Raw genomic sequence first — 15,852 nt, 5'->3', positions numbered from 1 at the left:
ATATGATACTTGAAAATATTGAAAAGCCGAGTGATATAAAGAAATTAAAGAGAAAAGAATTAGATATATTAGCAAGAGAGATAAGAGATTTCCTTATTGAAAAAATAAGTATAACAGGTGGACATTTGGCAAGTAATCTTGGGGTCGTGGAGCTCACCATGGCCATGCATATTTCCTTTGATTTGCCTAAGGACAAAATAATATGGGATGTAGGTCATCAATCATATACACATAAGATACTTAGTGGCAGGAAGAATGCATTTGACAATCTAAGAAAATTTGGAGGTATGGCAGGATTCCCAAAGACAAGTGAATCAAAGTTTGATGTATTTAATACAGGTCATTCCTCTACAAGTCTTTCAGCCGGGTTGGGAATGGCATTTGGAAGAGATATAAAGGGTGAAAACTATAGAGTTATTTCAGTTATTGGTGACGGTGCATTAACCGGTGGTATGGCTTATGAGGCTTTAAATAATGCTGCCGGAATAAAGAAAAATTTCATCATGGTACTAAATGACAATGAAATGTCTATTTCAAAAAATGTCGGAGGAATGAATGATTATTTGAATAATATAAGAACAGCAGCCGGATATAATAATTTAAAAAAGAGGGTAGTAAACTCTTTGGAGCGTTTGCCATATATAGGAAAGCCTGCAATAAATAGTATTAGGCAGACCAAAAATGGTATAAAACAGATATTGATTCCGGGAATGCTGTTTGAAAATATGGGAGTTACATATCTTGGACCGGTAGATGGACATAATATTTCGGCACTCTTAAAGGTATTCGATGAGGCCAAAAAGGTGGAAGGACCTGTGCTTGTACATGTTCTTACCAAAAAAGGAAGAGGCTATAGTCCGGCGGAAAAACAACCCGAAAATTTTCATGGTATAGGTTCTTTTGATATAGCCAGCGGCATACCGAAATCTGGAAGCAATAAGCCTACATATACGGATGTTTTCTCAAAGAAAATAGTTGAGCTTGCAAGCAAAAATAAGGACATTGTAGCCATAACAGCGGCTATGCCTGAGGGATGTGGGCTATTGGTTTTTAGAGATGTGTTTCCTAAAAGATTCTTTGATGTAGGTATTGCAGAACAGCATGCCATTACATCAGCAGCAGGGCTTGCAGCAACAGGACTTGTTCCGGTGGTATGTGTGTATTCATCTTTTTTGCAAAGGGGATTTGATCAAATAGTACATGATGTATGTATTCAAAACTTACATGTTGTATTTGCAATAGATAGAGCAGGACTTGTGGGAGCGGATGGAGAGACTCATCAGGGAATATTTGATGTATCCTTTCTTACCTGTATTCCAAATATGACTTTACTTGCACCAAAGAATGCAAGGGAATTGGAAGACTGTCTTGAATTTGCAATAAATTTTGACGGACCTATTGCAATAAGATATCCGAGGGGCGTAGCCTATGACAGTTTAAATGAATTTAGAAATAAAATAGAGCTTGGCAAGGGTGAGATGCTCTTTGAAGGAGATGATATAGCTCTGCTGGCAATAGGAAGCATGGTTAGTACTGCTAAAAATCTTAGAGAAAAGTTAAAAATAAAGGGATTGAATGTATCCATTGCAAATGCCAGATTTTTTAAACCTATAGATTTTGAACTTGTGGATAGACTTTGCAAAAAACACAAATTTATAGTGACTATGGAAGAAAATGTAATAAATGGTTCTATGGGTGAAAAGGTAAAGGCGTATATCCATGAAAATCATGCTGATGTAGAAGTATTAAATATTGCATTACCTGACGGATATGTAGAGCATGGTGATGTGAGTCTTTTGCGAGAGAAGCTTGAGATAGATTCAAATTCAATATTGAAAAAAGTTTTAGATAAATATGAGAAGATAAAAAATGAAAGATAGATTGGATATACTTTTGGTAAAGAAAGGGCTTGCTGAAAGTAGAGAAAAGGCTAAGGCTATAATAATGTCAGGCATAGTATATGTGGAAGGTCAAAAGGAAGACAAGGCCGGACAGACATTCCCGGAAAATGCAAATATAGAAGTTCGTGGTAATACATTAAAATATGTAAGCCGTGGGGGACTCAAACTTGAAAAAGCTATGGAATGTTTTGATGTAAATGTGGAGAACAAGGTCTGCATGGACATAGGGGCTTCAAGTGGCGGATTTACCGACTGCATGTTGCAAAACGGAGCAAAAAAGGTTTACGCAGTGGATGTAGGACATGGACAGCTTGCATGGAAACTTAGAAATGACGAAAGAGTAGTGGTCATGGAAAAGACAAATATAAGGTATGTAAAGCCTGAGGATATTGGAGATAAGATTGACTTTGCAAGCATAGATGTATCTTTTATATCGCTATCAAAGGTATTACCGGCAGCATATAATCTTTTGGGGGAAAATTCTGAGATAGTGGCACTTATTAAGCCTCAGTTTGAAGCCGGAAGGGAAAAGGTAGGGAAAAAAGGAGTCGTCAGAGAAAAATCCACTCATATAGAGGTTATTCAAAATTGCTTTGAGTATGCAAAGTCAAATAGTTTTTTGGTAGAAGAACTTGAATTTTCACCTGTAAAGGGACCTGAAGGAAATATTGAATATCTATACCATCTTGTAAAGGACGGCGAGGGTGATATAAATATTGATATAGAGGCAGTAGTAAATAAAGCACATGAGCAGCTTTAACGGAGGATGAATGAAGACTTTTTTTCTTGTGGGAAATAGTGAAAAAGACGGAGTAAAACAAGTACTCATAGATCTGGAAAACAAAATAAATATTCGAGGCGGAATATGTTATAAATCTCATGGTTATATTGAAATCAGTGAGTTTCCAAAAGTGGATTGTGTTATTACGCTAGGTGGAGACGGTACGCTTATAAGAGCTGCAAGAGATATATCACATCTTGGCATTCCTATAATCGGTATAAATATGGGACATATGGGATATCTCACAAGTATTAGTAATGCAGATGATATCAAATGTATGGTAGACACACTTATTAATGATGAATATTTTATAGAAGACAGAATGATGATATCTGCAACTGTTATAAGAGATGGGAAAGAGCTTTGTACTCTTAATGCACTTAATGAAGCTGTTATTGCAAGAAAGAAAATTCTAAAAACTATAAGATGTAAGGTCTATATTGATGGAGATTTCTTGAATGAATATTCATCTGATGGTATAATTGTTTCAACACCTACAGGCTCTACTGCCTATAATCTTAGTGCAGGAGGTCCAATTATAGAACCCAGCTCAAGAATGATGATTATTACACCTATATGTCCACATGCACTGAGTCAAAGAAGCGTGGTACTTTCACATTCAAAAGGAATAAGTATTTCATTTAATGATGATGTAAACGATAGCAGAGCGATGGTAGTGGACGGTGATGATAGTGTGAGTCTGGAAAGTAATGATGTGGTAGAATTAAGAGAGTCGGAAATATTTGCCAGATTGATTAAACTAAAGAAGGGAAGTTTTCTTGACAATATCAGAAATAAGATGAATAGGATTTGATATGAAAACAAAAAGACATTCAAAGATTGTGGAACTTATCAATACATATGATATCGAAACTCAGGAAGAGCTTGCACAAAGATTAGAAGAAAGTGGTTTTGCAGTAACTCAGGCTACAGTTTCGAGAGATATCAGAGATTTGAAGTTGTCAAAGGTTGTATTTGGAGATGGAAAACAAAAATATTCTTTAATGCCTAAGCAGGACGGAATCTCTGAAAAGTATGTAAGGATACTTAGAGAGGCCTTTGTATCTATGGATATGGCACAGAATATTTTAGTGGTAAAAACAGTATCCGGAATGGCTATGGCAGTGGCTGCTGCACTGGATTCTATGCAAATGAAAGAAATAGTAGGCTGTATTGCAGGTGATGATACCATAATGGCCGCAATAAGAAGTGTAGAAGATACAGTTAATGTTATGGAAAGAATAAGGAAGCTTGTTTTTTCTAAAAGTGAGTAAATATTAGAAATATCAGGGTAGTATCTAAAAAGGAGAATTATGCTGATAGAGTTACATATAAAAAATCTTGCACTAATAAAAAAGGCAGATATTTATTTTAAAGAAGGTTTAAGTGTACTTAGTGGCGAGACCGGTGCCGGAAAGTCTATTTTAATAGACTCAATAAATCTTGCACTTGGTGCAAAAGCCAATAAGGACATTATTAGAATTGGTGAAAATGAGGGATTTGTTGAACTTATTTTCACTTTAGATGAAAAAAGGAAGGAAAAGCTTAAGGAGTTAGATATTTCTTTTGAGGATAATCTCCTTATATTAACAAGAAAGATAAGCTCGACAAGAAGTGTATGCAGAATCAATGATGAAACTGTAACACTTGCTAAGCTGAGACAGATTACAGACACTTTGATAGATATACATGGTCAGCACGAACACCAGTCTCTTCTTAGTGCAGGTAATAATCTTTCTCTTTTGGATTCATTTTGTCCGAATGAGATTATGGAACTCAAAAATAATTTATCAAAGGACTATGGAGAATTAAAAAGAATCAATCAAAGGATTCAAGAGGGAATAGACGAAAGACTTAGAAAAAGAGAAATTGATATATTAGATTTTGAAATATCAGAAATAAAAAATGCTGATATAAAAATGAATGAAGAGGAAGAACTGGAGCAGATATTTAAAAAAGGTAAGAATATATCAAAGATAAATGATGTACTTTCAGAGTTGCTGGAAGAACTGGAGAATGAAAGTATAGGCAGTAATATCAGAGAGATTTCAGATATTGCCACATTGGATGATGAACTTGATTTTGTAGTGTCAAATTTAAACACTATAGAGGATTTAATATCCGAGACAATACATTATACAAATAAATATTTGGACGGTTTGGAATACAATGAAAAAGAGTATAATAGAGTTATAGAAAGACTGGATATAATAAGACATATAAAGTCAAAGTATTCAAATGATTACAATAAAATCAAGGAACTTCTCAAAGAAAAAGAAAAAAGGCTCGAGTTTTTAAAGGACTACGAGGGAGAAGTAGTTATACTTAAGGAGAGTGCTTCAAAGCTTCAAGAAAGTATTCTGATGAAATGCTCAAAAATAAGTGATATGCGAAAGAATATAGCCATTACTCTGACTGAGAGGATAAAGGAAGAACTTGAGGATTTGAATTTTTTGGGTGTAGAATTTGAAATAAAATTTACAAAGAAGGACAAAATCTCAAGAGATGGCTATGATGCTGTAGAATTTTTGATAAGCACAAATCCCGGACAGCCTCTAAAGCCTCTGCAAATGGTGGCAAGTGGTGGTGAGTTGTCCAGAATAATGTTGGCTTTAAAAACGGTCTTTGCAAATAATGATGATATACAAACTTTGATATTTGATGAAATAGATACCGGAATAAGTGGAAAGACTGCGGTAAAGGTGGGAGAAAAGCTTAGGAATATATCAAAAGGACATCAAGTTCTATGTATTTCTCATTTGCCGCAGATAGCTGTAATGGCAGATCAGAATTTATTCATATCAAAATCAACAGACGGAAAGTCTACGCAAACAAATATTGATTTACTGGATAAGAATGGTAAAATAAAGGAGATAGCCAGATTAATTGGTGGAAGTAATTTAACAGAAGGTGTACTAAAAACCGCAAGGGAAATGATACAAGAAGCAGACTCAAGGAGGTAGTAAACAGCTATGAAAAAGGTATTATTTGTTGCATCAGAGGCAGTACCGTTTATTAAGACGGGTGGTTTGGCGGATGTAGTGGGTTCTTTGCCAAAATATTTAGACAAGAGATATTTTGATGCGAGAGTTATTTTGCCAAAATATATGTGTATGAAGGAGGAGTTGAGAAACTCTCTGGAGTATATAGGAGATTTCTATATTGACTATGCGGGTACAAGTAAGTATGTCGGAGTGTTAAAGAAAGAAATTGACGGAGTAATCTTTTACTTTATCGACAATGAAGAGTATTTTGGAGGCCCAAGTCCATATGGAGATTGGCTGTATGATATAGAGAAGTTTATTTTCTTCTCACAGGCCGCTCTTTGTGCTTTGCCTTTTGTAGATTTTAGACCTGATTTAATTCATTGCCATGATTGGCAAACAGGTTTGGTACCGGTATATTTAAAGGATAAATTTGCCGGTGGGGAGTTCTTTAGAGGGATTAAGTCTGTATTTACTATACATAATTTAAAGTTCCAGGGTACTTGGGATATTAAAACAATTCAGTATTTCTCCGGATTAAGTGATTATTATTTTGCACCTGATAAGTTGGAAGCATTCAAGGACGGAAACCTCTTAAAAGGTGGTTTAGTATATGCAGATGCTATAACAACAGTATCAAAGACTTATGCAGAAGAAATACAGAATCCTTTCTATGGTGAGGGAATGGATGGACTTTTAAGAGCCAGAAAAAATGATCTTAGAGGTATTGTAAACGGTATAGATTATAATGAGTTTAATCCTGAAACAGATAAGCTTATTTACAGAAATTACAATAGTAAAAACTTTAGGAAAGAAAAGATTAAAAACAAGAGAGCATTACAAAAAGACTTAGGATTGCCGGTAGATGACAATAAATTCATGTTGGCAGTTATATCAAGACTTACAGATCAAAAGGGATTTGATTTGGTAGAATATATGATGGATCAAATCTGTGAAGAAAATGTACAGCTTGTAGTACTTGGAACAGGTGACAGCAAGTACGAAAATATGTTTAGACATTATGCATGGAAATATCCTGATAGAGTGTCTGCAAATATTTATTATTCTGAAGAGATGTCACATAAGATTTATGCGGCAGCAGATGCATTTCTAATGCCTTCACTGTTTGAGCCATGTGGTCTTAGTCAGCTTATGTCACTTAGATATGGAACTCTTCCGATAGTGCGTGAAACAGGCGGACTCTGTGACACTGTTGAGAGTTATAATGAGTTCGAATCAAAGGGCACAGGATTCTCATTTGCAAACTATAATGCGCATGAGATGCTTGACAGAATAAATTTTGCAAAGCATATTTATTATGATAAAAAGAGAGAATGGAATAAAATGATTGACAGGGCTATGGCAGTAGACTTCTCATGGAAACAGTCTGCATTAGAATACCAAGCTCTGTATGATTGGTTGATAGGATGAAAGAATATTTAAAAGATATAGAGTATATTGAATGTGTCAACGATATAATGAATAGTGACATTTTTCAGAAACTGGATGGCTTTATACAACATGGAGCCACATCTACAATGGAACACAGTATTAATGTTTCATACACTACATATTTAGTATGTAAAAAGCTTAAATTAAATTATAGATCAGCTGCAAGAGCTGCACTTTTACATGATTTTTACCTCTATGACTGGCATAGACCTATGAAGGAAACCGGAGCATTTATGCATGGTTTTACACATCCATTCAGGGCTGCCAAGAATGCGAAGAAGTATTTTAATGTAACAAATTCAGAGGCAAGCATGATAAAAACCCATATGTTTCCATTAACACCTATCCCTCCTCTATCCAGAGAGGGATGGGTGCTTACTATGGCTGATAAGTCCACTTCAATAAGCGAAATTATTAAAAATTTAAGACAAGTCTCCAGAATTGGAGAGGGAACTGTATGAGCACCTGGAATGATATAGTCTCAAACCAGGTTTTGATTAGTGCTGCAATGGGGTGGCTTGTAGCACAGGTTTTGAAGACTCTCATAGATATATGGTATAATAAGACATTTTCACCTGACAGACTTTGGGGAAGTGGAGGTATGCCTAGCTCACATTCTGCTACCGTATGTGCATTGGCAACGTCTACTGCATTAAGGTATGGTTTTTACGGATATGAATTTGCGGTTAGTTTTATTTTTTCACTGGTAGTTATGTATGATGCTATGGGTGTGAGAAGAGAGACCGGAAAGCAGGCGAAGCTCCTCAATATGATATTGGAAAATAATATATTTGAGGATAATTTTGAACATTTTGAAGAAAGATTAAAAGAGTTTGTAGGACATACACCCCTACAGGTATTTATGGGTGCGATTTTGGGTATACTTATTGCATTTATAATTGGAGGTATGTATTAATGATAAAACTTATTGCCTCAGATGTAGACGGAACTTTAGTAGGTGACGGAGAAGGCAAGCTTGATAAAAGAATAGTGGATACTATAAGGGCTATTCATGACAAGGGTATACATTTTGTGGTAGCTTCAGGAAGACAGTGGGTGAGTATAGAAAATGTCTTTGAAGAAGTTAAAGACAAGATTTTTTATATATCAGATAATGGTGCATATATAGGAATCAATGGTAGAAATCTATTTTTAAATAAAATGGATGATGATATTGCAAAAGATTTGATATTGGATATCAGAAAAAATAAAGAGTTGGTTGCAATAGTAGCTGACGAATTATCTTACTATATTGAAGAGAAGAATGAATTTTTAATGGATTGGATAAGAGGAGGCTACAGAGGAAGAATAGAATTTGTAGATGATCTGACCAAAGTTCAAAATATAATAAAAATTTCCGCATACTCCAATAATATATATGGGAAGGCTGATGATATTATAGCTAAGTATTCAGATAAACTTTTGGTAAACTATGCGGCAGAAATGTGGCTCGATTGTACAGCAAAGGGAGTAAGTAAGGGGAATGCTCTTAGAAAACTTCAGGAGGCATTTGAAATCACTGAGAATGAGACAATGGTTTTTGGAGATCAGGCCAATGATGTTGAAATGTTTAAAGCTGCATATTACTCTTTTGCAGTGAAGAACGCAGCTCCTATTGCTAAGGAGGCTGCAAGATTTATGGCAGACAGCAATAAAAATCTTGGTGTTTTAAAAATATTAGAATATCTGCTTTAGGAGACAAAGTTGAAAAGAAAAGTTTTGGTTGGCTTTATAATGGCGATTTGTATTTCAGGTTGTGGAATAAAGACAGAAAATATAAGTGAAAATATAAAGATAAATTTTACAGATAATAAGCTTGGATATAATTACGGACAAATGCTTATTGTAGCAGCTTCAGAGAATAAAATTATTACAAACACATACAGTGAAGCAATATGGGACTGCTATATTGACAGAGAAAATAATATAACATATAGAGATAATTTCTATAATGATTTAAAAAATTATTATAAAGAACTGGTGGTTTTAAAGAAAATAGCTGATAAGAATGAAATAACACTGTCAGAACAGGAAAAAGCAAAGGCACTGAAGTTATCAAAAACATTTTACGATGAAAATTTAGTAAATAGAGAAGACTTTTCAGGTCTTAGTCAGGAAGACTGTGATAAGGTATTTTTAGATTATTTCTTGGTAAATAAGGCAAAGAAAGATCTGTTAGAAAAGAATGTAAAAGAAGTGAGTGACAGTGAAGCAAGAATAATGGAATTTCATGTAATAGAGGTTTCAGATTTTGATCTTGCAAATTCACTCTTAGAGAGACTTAATAATGGAGAAAACTGTGTTAAATTAGCTACTCAGTTTTCAGAAAGTGATAGCATATCAAGAAGTATAGCATTGGATACTGAACCGGATGAAATTAAGAACTCTCTTGGAGTTCTTGAAGATGGAGGTGTAAGCCCAATTCTTACAAATAAGGGAAAGTATGTGCTGTATAAATGTGTAAAAAGCTATAATGAGGAAGCTACGAAAAAGAATAAACAAAGAATAAAAGATGAAAGAGAATCGGCCTATCTTTTGAATTTGTACAATGAATTTATACAGGAAAATCCTGTAGAGATAAATGAATCAGAGCTTAAAAATGTTTGCGAAAATTCTTCTGTTACTTTATCAGGAAGAGATTTCTTCACACTGTGGTCGGAGGAAGAAAATGGAGGCATTTGAGGTTTTAGATGTAAAAGAATTTACAAAGAATCTTTTTATGACAGATTTATTTGATAAGTTCAATGTGGTAGAAGCAGAATTCCTTACCTTTGTAAAATTTGATATTATCGGAAAGCTTAATAAGTCTTATTTTGATGAGGAGGAAAACAGGGATTTTTGTACTTGGAGTGAAATAAGGCCTATTTGTTTTGAGATAATAAAGGGAAAAAGGACTCCTACATCTTTTAAGTTGGTATTTAAGTTTTCAAATGAATTTACTAAAAAGTGGATTGCAGAAATGTTTTCAAAGGATGTAGATGCAGATATGTACTTGAATATCAGATATTCTGATAAGAAATTGAATCTAATTAGCTCATTTTCCCCAAAAAACTTTTTACTTGAAAGAGATATTTTGCATACTTTTGATGTATATGTAAAAGAAATGTTCAAAAAAATAAATATAACATTAGTGGGAGCGGGAAGTGAAGGATAAGACAGTTCTTGAGATGTATCTTGAGGATATGAAAAATATAAAGCCAATTAATGAAGCAGAGCTTGAGACTTTGCTTGAAGCATTAAAGCGTGGTGATAATAATGCAAGAAATAGGCTTATAGAAGGGCATATGATGTATGCTACAGAGCTAATACAGCCATTTGTAGGATGTGGACAAGAGATAACAGATTTGATAAGTGAGAGTCATTTGGCACTCACTATAGCTGTGGGAGAATATAAAAACGGTGATTTTAAGTATCAAGTAAAATCCCACATAGAAAAAAGATTGAATGAAATAATTGATGAAGAAAATAATGCAAAGAAGGCTTCTGATGAGTTAACCGATAGGGTAAACGATTTGATTGAAGCTTCAAGTGCTTTGGCACAAGAGTATGGAAGAGAAGCTACTGTAGAAGAGCTTGCAGACAGACTTTTGATACCACAGGATGAGGTGGAAGAACTTTTAAAAATCAGTCTAAATGCAATTAATTTAGATGAAAATATTTAATTATGGAGCAGCTTATGGAAGAGAAAAAAAATTTGATTGTAGGACAGTCAGGCGGACCTACAGCAGCTATCAATTCGTCTTTGGCAGGGGTGTATTCAGGGGCAAAGCATTACGGTATCAAAAAAGTATATGGAATGAGGCATGGTATTGAGGGATTATTGGCAGAAAAAATAATAGACCTTGATGATACACTTGATTCCACATTTAATATTGAACTTTTGAAGAGAACACCAAGTTCATATCTCGGTTCTTGCAGGTATAAATTGCCAAAGCCTGAGGCAGGAAATGAGATTTACAAGAAAATCTTTGAAATACTGGAAAAATATAATATCGGAATGCTGGTTTATATAGGTGGAAATGATTCAATGGACACTATACAAAAGCTTTCAGAGTATGCAAGTATGATTAGCAGTAGTATAAGATTTATAGGAGTTCCAAAGACTATTGATAATGATTTGCCTGTAACAGATCATACTCCGGGATTTGGAAGTGCTGCAAAATATATTGCTACATCTATTTCTGAGATAGTAAGAGATTCAAATGTGTATGATTTAAAGAGTGTTACTTTTGTGGAAATAATGGGAAGAAATGCCGGATGGCTTACTGCGGCTTCGGCATTGGCTCAAAATAAATTCAATGACGGTCCGGACTTTATATTATTACCGGAGATAGGACTGGATCTGAAAGGTTTTATAAAGGTACTTGATAACAAATTGGCTGAAAAAAACAATATTGTAGTGGCTGTATCTGAGGGCATAAAGGATCAGAATGGAAATTATATAAGTGAGGATGAAGGAAATGTAGACGCATTTGGACATAAGATGCTTTCAGGAACTTCTGACTTCATGGCAAAAATAGTAAAAACTGAATTAGGTGTAAAGACTAGAGCTATTGAGATAAACACATTGCAAAGAGCTGCTGCACATCTACAAAGTAAGACTGATATAGACGAGGCATTTAATATCGGATTTTTGGGGGTTAAAGCAGGTATTGAGGGTGAAACCGGTGTTATGATGTATTTTGACAGAGTTAGTGATGCCCCATATTTGTCTATTATAAGAAAATGTGATATAAATTTAGTTGCAAATATTGAAAAGGAAATACCCAGAGGCTGGATAAGTGAAGATGGATTTGGAGTAAATGAAAAGTTCATTGAATATGCTAAGCCACTTATAATGGGTGAACTTTCAAATATTGTATGTGATGGAATACAAAGTCATATAAGTAGTCTAAAGTAATTTTAACATGTTAATTTTTAGGGTTTTTAAATTAAAATCCTAAGCATATAATTACTTGTTTTTTGTTTCCTGGGAGGAAAAAGATGGGCGTTAGAAGGATTTATGTAGAGAAGAAGCCAAAATTTGCTATTAGAGCAAATGAACTTTTGGGAGAGCTTAGGAGTTATCTGGGATTAAAAAGCCTTGATAATGTGAGGGTCTTGGTAAGATATGATATTGAAAACATATCGGATGGAGATTATAAAAGAAGCCTGGGTACTATATTTTCTGAACCACCACTGGATATCTATTATGAGAGTAAATTCTTACATTTTGAAGGCGATTTTTACTTTACTGTAGAGTATTTGCCCGGACAGTTTGATCAAAGAGCAGATTCTGCAATACAATGTGTGAAATTACTTGGAAGTGAAGATGATATAAATATTCGCTCAGCTACGACTTATATTTTTTCAGGTCAGTTTAGTGAAGCCGATAAGGAAAGCATAAGAAATTACTGCATAAATCCTGTAGACTCAAGGATAGCTGATGAGTCTATACCCGAAACTTTAAAAATAGATTTTGAAATGCCTGAGGATGTAGATTCTATAGAGGGCTTTATAACTATGGACGAAGAAGCTTTGCGAGAATGTTATAAGAGCCTTTCGTTAGCTATGACATTTGATGACTTTAAATTTATACAAGATTATTTTAAAAAAGATGAAAATAGAAATCCCTCTATCACTGAGATAAGAGTATTGGATACATATTGGTCAGACCACTGTAGACATACTACTTTTTCCACTTGGATAAAAGATGTGAGCTTTGAGGAGGGATTTTTTGGCGTTCCAGTAAAAGAATCCTATGAAAGATATCTAAATGACAGAAAGGTCCTTTATAAGGACAAAAAGGATAAGAAAATTTGCCTGATGGATATTGCACTTTTGGCCATGAAGAAGCTTAAGGCCGAAAATATTCTTACTGATGTAGAGGAAAGTGATGAGATAAATGCCTGCTCAATTGTTGCACCTATTTTGGTGGATGGCAAAAAAGAGGAGTGGCTTATAAATTTTAAGAATGAAACTCATAACCACCCTACAGAGATAGAGCCATTTGGTGGGGCGGCAACCTGCCTTGGAGGTGCTATAAGAGATCCGCTCTCAGGAAGAACTTATGTTTATCAGGCCATGAGAATTACAGGCGCTGCAGATCCTACATTGCCTATTGAAAAGACAATGCAGGGTAAACTTCCACAAAGAAAGATAGTAACAGGAGCCGCACATGGATATTCATCATATGGCAATCAGATAGGTCTGGCTACAGGATATGTAAAAGAAGTTTATCATCCAAACTATGTTGCAAAGAGAATGGAGATCGGAGCGGTAATGGGAGCCGCAAAGAGAGCAAATGTTATTAGAAAAACTTCTGATCCGGGTGATATCATAGTACTTCTTGGAGGTAGAACAGGAAGAGACGGCATAGGAGGTGCTACAGGTTCAAGTAAAGTTCACAAGACTGATTCTATAATGACTGCAGGTGCGGAGGTACAAAAGGGTAATGCACCTACTGAGAGAAAGATACAAAGGCTTTTTAAAAGACCTGAGGTGACAATACTTATAAAGAAATGCAACGACTTTGGTGCAGGTGGAGTGTCTGTTGCAATAGGAGAACTTGCAGACGGACTGATTATTGATCTTGATAAAGTGCCTAAAAAATATGCAGGACTTGACGGTACAGAGCTTGCAATCTCTGAATCACAGGAGAGAATGGCTGTGGTACTCTCACCTGAATCAGTGGAGGAATTTTGCAAATATGCAGAGGAAGAAAATCTTGAAACCAGTATTGTAGCAAAAGTTTTGGAAGAAAAAAGGCTGCAAATGACATGGCGAGGTAAAACTATAGTCGATTTATCAAGAGCATTTCTTGATACAAACGGTGCTACCTCCACAACAGATGTTTATGTAAAAGCTCCAAATGAAGCAGAAAATCCTTTTGAATACAATAATACAGAAAAAAACATAGAAAAAAGATGGCTGGAAACAGTGTCTGATTTGAATGTAGCTTCACAAAAGGGACTTGTTGAGATGTTTGACTCAAGTATAGGAGCAAAGAGTGTACTCATGCCATATGGAGGAAAATATCAGCTTTCAGAGACTCAGAGTATGGTAGCCAAGCTGCCGCTTTTGGATGAAGAAAGTGATGCGGTTACCATTATGAGCTATGGTTTTGATCCGTATCTGTCAAGCTGGAGCCCATACCATGGGGCAATGTATGCTATAGTCAGTTCTTTAAGTAAAATTGTAGCAGCAGGTGGAGACTATAAAAAAGTACATTTTACTTTCCAAGAATACTTTAGAAGAATGGCTGAGAGCTCTACCTGGGGAGAGCCGCTGTCAGCACTTCTTGGAGCTTATGAAGCACAGATGAAGCTTGGACTTGCGTCCATAGGTGGTAAAGATTCAATGTCGGGTTCATTTAATGATATAAATGTACCTCCTACCTTGGTTTCTTTTGCAGTGGCAGTAGGTGATAATAAAAATATTATATCTACAGAGCTAAAAAAAGCAGGAAATAAGCTCTACTTCGTAAAATTAAAGAGAGATAAATATGATCTTCCTGATTTTGAATATTTAAAGAGAATATACAGTGATATTCAAACAGACATAACAAATAAAAAAATAGTAAGTGCATTTGTTTTGGAGAGAAATGGAATAGCAGAGGCTGTTTCAAAGATGTGCTTTGGAAATATGTTAGGTGTAAGCCTTAAAGCGGACGAAGAGATTTTGTTTAGTCCGGAGTTTGGAGGCTTTGTGCTGGAATCCGAATCAGAACTTGATTTTGAAGGAGTAAGTTATCTTGGAGAGGTAATTAAAGAGCCAAAGATCATAGTAAATACAGAAGAGGTTTCGCTTGATAAGATATTGGAAAACTGGAAAAAACCTCTTGAGAGTGTATTCCCATCAGTAGAGGAGTCTTTAAATAAAGAGGTACTTGAAGATAAAATATATAGGGCTGAGAGTATTTATATTGCAAAAGAAAAAAATGCTCTACCAAGAGTATTCATTCCTGTTATGCCGGGAACTAACTGCGAGTATGATTCAATAAGAGCATTTAGAAGAGCCGGTGCAATTGCGGAGGCATTTGTATTTAGAAACATTTCACCTCTGTCTATAAAGGAATCTATTGAGAAATATAAAAATGAAATAAGAAATTCACAGATAATAATGTTCCCGGGCGGATTTTCTGCGGGTGATGAGCCTGATGGTTCTGCAAAGTTTTTTGCTACAGTTTTCAGAAATGAAGTTTTGAAAAAAGAAATTGAAGATTTGCTTTTGAGAGACGGTCTGATACTTGGAATTTGCAATGGCTTCCAGACACTTATAAAGCTTGGACTTTTACCTGACGGAAAAATAAAGGAGCAGGAGGAGCTTTCAGCAACTCTGGCTACAAATACTATCGGCAGACATATTTCAAAAATGGCATATCTTAAGGTGGTAAGTAATAAATCACCATGGCTTATGAATGCAAATCTTGGAGATGTGTATGCAAATCCGGTTTCACATGGAGAGGGAAGATTTGTAGCCCCAAAAGAAAGAATTGATGAGCTGTTTAAAAATGGTCAGGTAGCTACAAGATATGTGGATTTAAATGGAAAGCCTACTATGTGTGGTGAGTACAATCCAAATGGTTCTTATGCAGCTATTGAGGGTATTAGCAGCATTGATGGAAGAATATATGGCAAAATGGCCCACTCTGAAAGAAGAGAAAAAGGTGTTGCTATAAATATTTTTGCAAAACAGGACTTGCAAATCTTTGAATCTGGTGTAAAATATTTCAGATAAATCAGATAAAAAGTTT

General features: G+C 35.1%; 14 protein-coding genes. All 14 read left to right on the top strand.

The genetic code is table 11. The features are described 5' to 3' along the window. The first annotated feature begins 2 nt into the window (after window positions 1-2). Window positions 3-1,880 carry a 1-deoxy-D-xylulose-5-phosphate synthase gene (gene dxs, locus D4A81_RS08205; protein WP_111524350.1) on the top strand — a complete coding sequence of 626 codons (1,878 nt, stop codon included), beginning with the start codon at window positions 3-5 and terminating at the stop codon, window positions 1,878-1,880. Beyond that, window positions 1,870-2,661 carry a TlyA family RNA methyltransferase gene (locus tag D4A81_RS08200; RefSeq protein WP_111524351.1) on the top strand — a complete coding sequence of 264 codons (792 nt, stop codon included), beginning with the start codon at window positions 1,870-1,872 and terminating at the stop codon, window positions 2,659-2,661. The genes dxs and D4A81_RS08200 overlap by 11 nt, the downstream gene beginning before the upstream one ends. 10 nt (window positions 2,662-2,671) lie before the next feature. Further along, window positions 2,672-3,496, top strand: coding sequence for an NAD(+)/NADH kinase (locus D4A81_RS08195; RefSeq protein WP_111524352.1), 825 nt, complete (start codon window positions 2,672-2,674; stop codon window positions 3,494-3,496). Window position 3,497: 1 nt separating this feature from the next. Further along, window positions 3,498-3,956, top strand: coding sequence for an arginine repressor (gene argR, locus D4A81_RS08190; RefSeq protein WP_111524353.1), 459 nt, complete (start codon window positions 3,498-3,500; stop codon window positions 3,954-3,956). 39 nt (window positions 3,957-3,995) lie between these two features. Continuing rightward, a complete protein-coding gene (recN, locus tag D4A81_RS08185) occupies window positions 3,996-5,645 on the top strand; it encodes a DNA repair protein RecN (protein WP_111524354.1) in 1,650 nt (549 codons plus the stop codon). A gap of 9 nt (window positions 5,646-5,654) precedes the next feature. Beyond that, complete coding sequence (gene glgA / locus D4A81_RS08180; RefSeq protein ID WP_111524355.1) at window positions 5,655-7,097, top strand: glycogen synthase GlgA; 1,443 nt, start codon at window positions 5,655-5,657, stop codon at window positions 7,095-7,097. Further along, complete coding sequence (locus tag D4A81_RS08175) at window positions 7,094-7,579, top strand: HD domain-containing protein (protein ID WP_111524356.1); 486 nt, start codon at window positions 7,094-7,096, stop codon at window positions 7,577-7,579. Before glgA ends, D4A81_RS08175 begins: the two co-directional genes overlap by 4 nt. After that, the gene (locus D4A81_RS08170; protein WP_111524357.1) at window positions 7,576-8,034 is read left to right on the top strand and encodes a divergent PAP2 family protein; all 459 of its coding nucleotides are present in this window, start codon (window positions 7,576-7,578) and stop codon (window positions 8,032-8,034) included. Before D4A81_RS08175 ends, D4A81_RS08170 begins: the two co-directional genes overlap by 4 nt. Further along, window positions 8,034-8,813, top strand: a complete 780-nt coding sequence (locus D4A81_RS08165; protein WP_111524358.1) for an HAD family hydrolase — start codon at window positions 8,034-8,036, stop codon at window positions 8,811-8,813. The genes D4A81_RS08170 and D4A81_RS08165 overlap by 1 nt, the downstream gene beginning before the upstream one ends. 9 nt (window positions 8,814-8,822) lie before the next feature. Next, window positions 8,823-9,800: a peptidylprolyl isomerase PrsA family protein gene (locus D4A81_RS08160; RefSeq protein WP_172621799.1), complete on the top strand. Its 978-nt coding sequence runs from the start codon at window positions 8,823-8,825 to the stop codon at window positions 9,798-9,800. Further along, window positions 9,787-10,272: a DUF5721 family protein gene (locus D4A81_RS08155; protein WP_111524359.1), complete on the top strand. Its 486-nt coding sequence runs from the start codon at window positions 9,787-9,789 to the stop codon at window positions 10,270-10,272. The genes D4A81_RS08160 and D4A81_RS08155 overlap by 14 nt, the downstream gene beginning before the upstream one ends. Then, a complete protein-coding gene (locus tag D4A81_RS08150; RefSeq protein ID WP_111524360.1) occupies window positions 10,262-10,780 on the top strand; it encodes a sigma-70 domain-containing protein in 519 nt (172 codons plus the stop codon). The genes D4A81_RS08155 and D4A81_RS08150 overlap by 11 nt, the downstream gene beginning before the upstream one ends. Window positions 10,781-10,794: 14 nt before the next feature. Beyond that, window positions 10,795-12,018: a 6-phosphofructokinase gene (locus D4A81_RS08145; protein WP_111524361.1), complete on the top strand. Its 1,224-nt coding sequence runs from the start codon at window positions 10,795-10,797 to the stop codon at window positions 12,016-12,018. Between the two features lie 83 nt (window positions 12,019-12,101). Beyond that, the gene (locus D4A81_RS08140; RefSeq protein WP_111524362.1) at window positions 12,102-15,836 is read left to right on the top strand and encodes a phosphoribosylformylglycinamidine synthase; all 3,735 of its coding nucleotides are present in this window, start codon (window positions 12,102-12,104) and stop codon (window positions 15,834-15,836) included. Window positions 15,837-15,852 lie beyond the last annotated feature (16 nt).

This window comes from Lachnoanaerobaculum umeaense (assembly GCF_003589745.1).
GTDB lineage: Bacteria > Bacillota > Clostridia > Lachnospirales > Lachnospiraceae > Lachnoanaerobaculum > Lachnoanaerobaculum umeaense.
Note: the sequence above shows the minus strand (reverse complement) of the source record. Positions and strands in the feature narration are given on the sequence as shown.

What these genes read in the sequence shown, in the direction of transcription:
- dxs (WP_111524350.1), top strand. Translation starts at nt 3, where the DNA reads ATGATACTTGAAAATATTGAAAAGCCGAGTGATATAAAGAAATTAAAG.
- D4A81_RS08200 (WP_111524351.1), top strand. Translation starts at nt 1,870, where the DNA reads ATGAAAGATAGATTGGATATACTTTTGGTAAAGAAAGGGCTTGCTGAA.
- D4A81_RS08195 (WP_111524352.1), top strand. Translation starts at nt 2,672, where the DNA reads ATGAAGACTTTTTTTCTTGTGGGAAATAGTGAAAAAGACGGAGTAAAA.
- argR (WP_111524353.1), top strand. Translation starts at nt 3,498, where the DNA reads ATGAAAACAAAAAGACATTCAAAGATTGTGGAACTTATCAATACATAT.
- recN (WP_111524354.1), top strand. Translation starts at nt 3,996, where the DNA reads ATGCTGATAGAGTTACATATAAAAAATCTTGCACTAATAAAAAAGGCA.
- glgA (WP_111524355.1), top strand. Translation starts at nt 5,655, where the DNA reads ATGAAAAAGGTATTATTTGTTGCATCAGAGGCAGTACCGTTTATTAAG.
- D4A81_RS08175 (WP_111524356.1), top strand. Translation starts at nt 7,094, where the DNA reads ATGAAAGAATATTTAAAAGATATAGAGTATATTGAATGTGTCAACGAT.
- D4A81_RS08170 (WP_111524357.1), top strand. Translation starts at nt 7,576, where the DNA reads ATGAGCACCTGGAATGATATAGTCTCAAACCAGGTTTTGATTAGTGCT.
- D4A81_RS08165 (WP_111524358.1), top strand. Translation starts at nt 8,034, where the DNA reads ATGATAAAACTTATTGCCTCAGATGTAGACGGAACTTTAGTAGGTGAC.
- D4A81_RS08155 (WP_111524359.1), top strand. Translation starts at nt 9,787, where the DNA reads ATGGAGGCATTTGAGGTTTTAGATGTAAAAGAATTTACAAAGAATCTT.
- D4A81_RS08145 (WP_111524361.1), top strand. Translation starts at nt 10,795, where the DNA reads ATGGAAGAGAAAAAAAATTTGATTGTAGGACAGTCAGGCGGACCTACA.
- D4A81_RS08140 (WP_111524362.1), top strand. Translation starts at nt 12,102, where the DNA reads ATGGGCGTTAGAAGGATTTATGTAGAGAAGAAGCCAAAATTTGCTATT.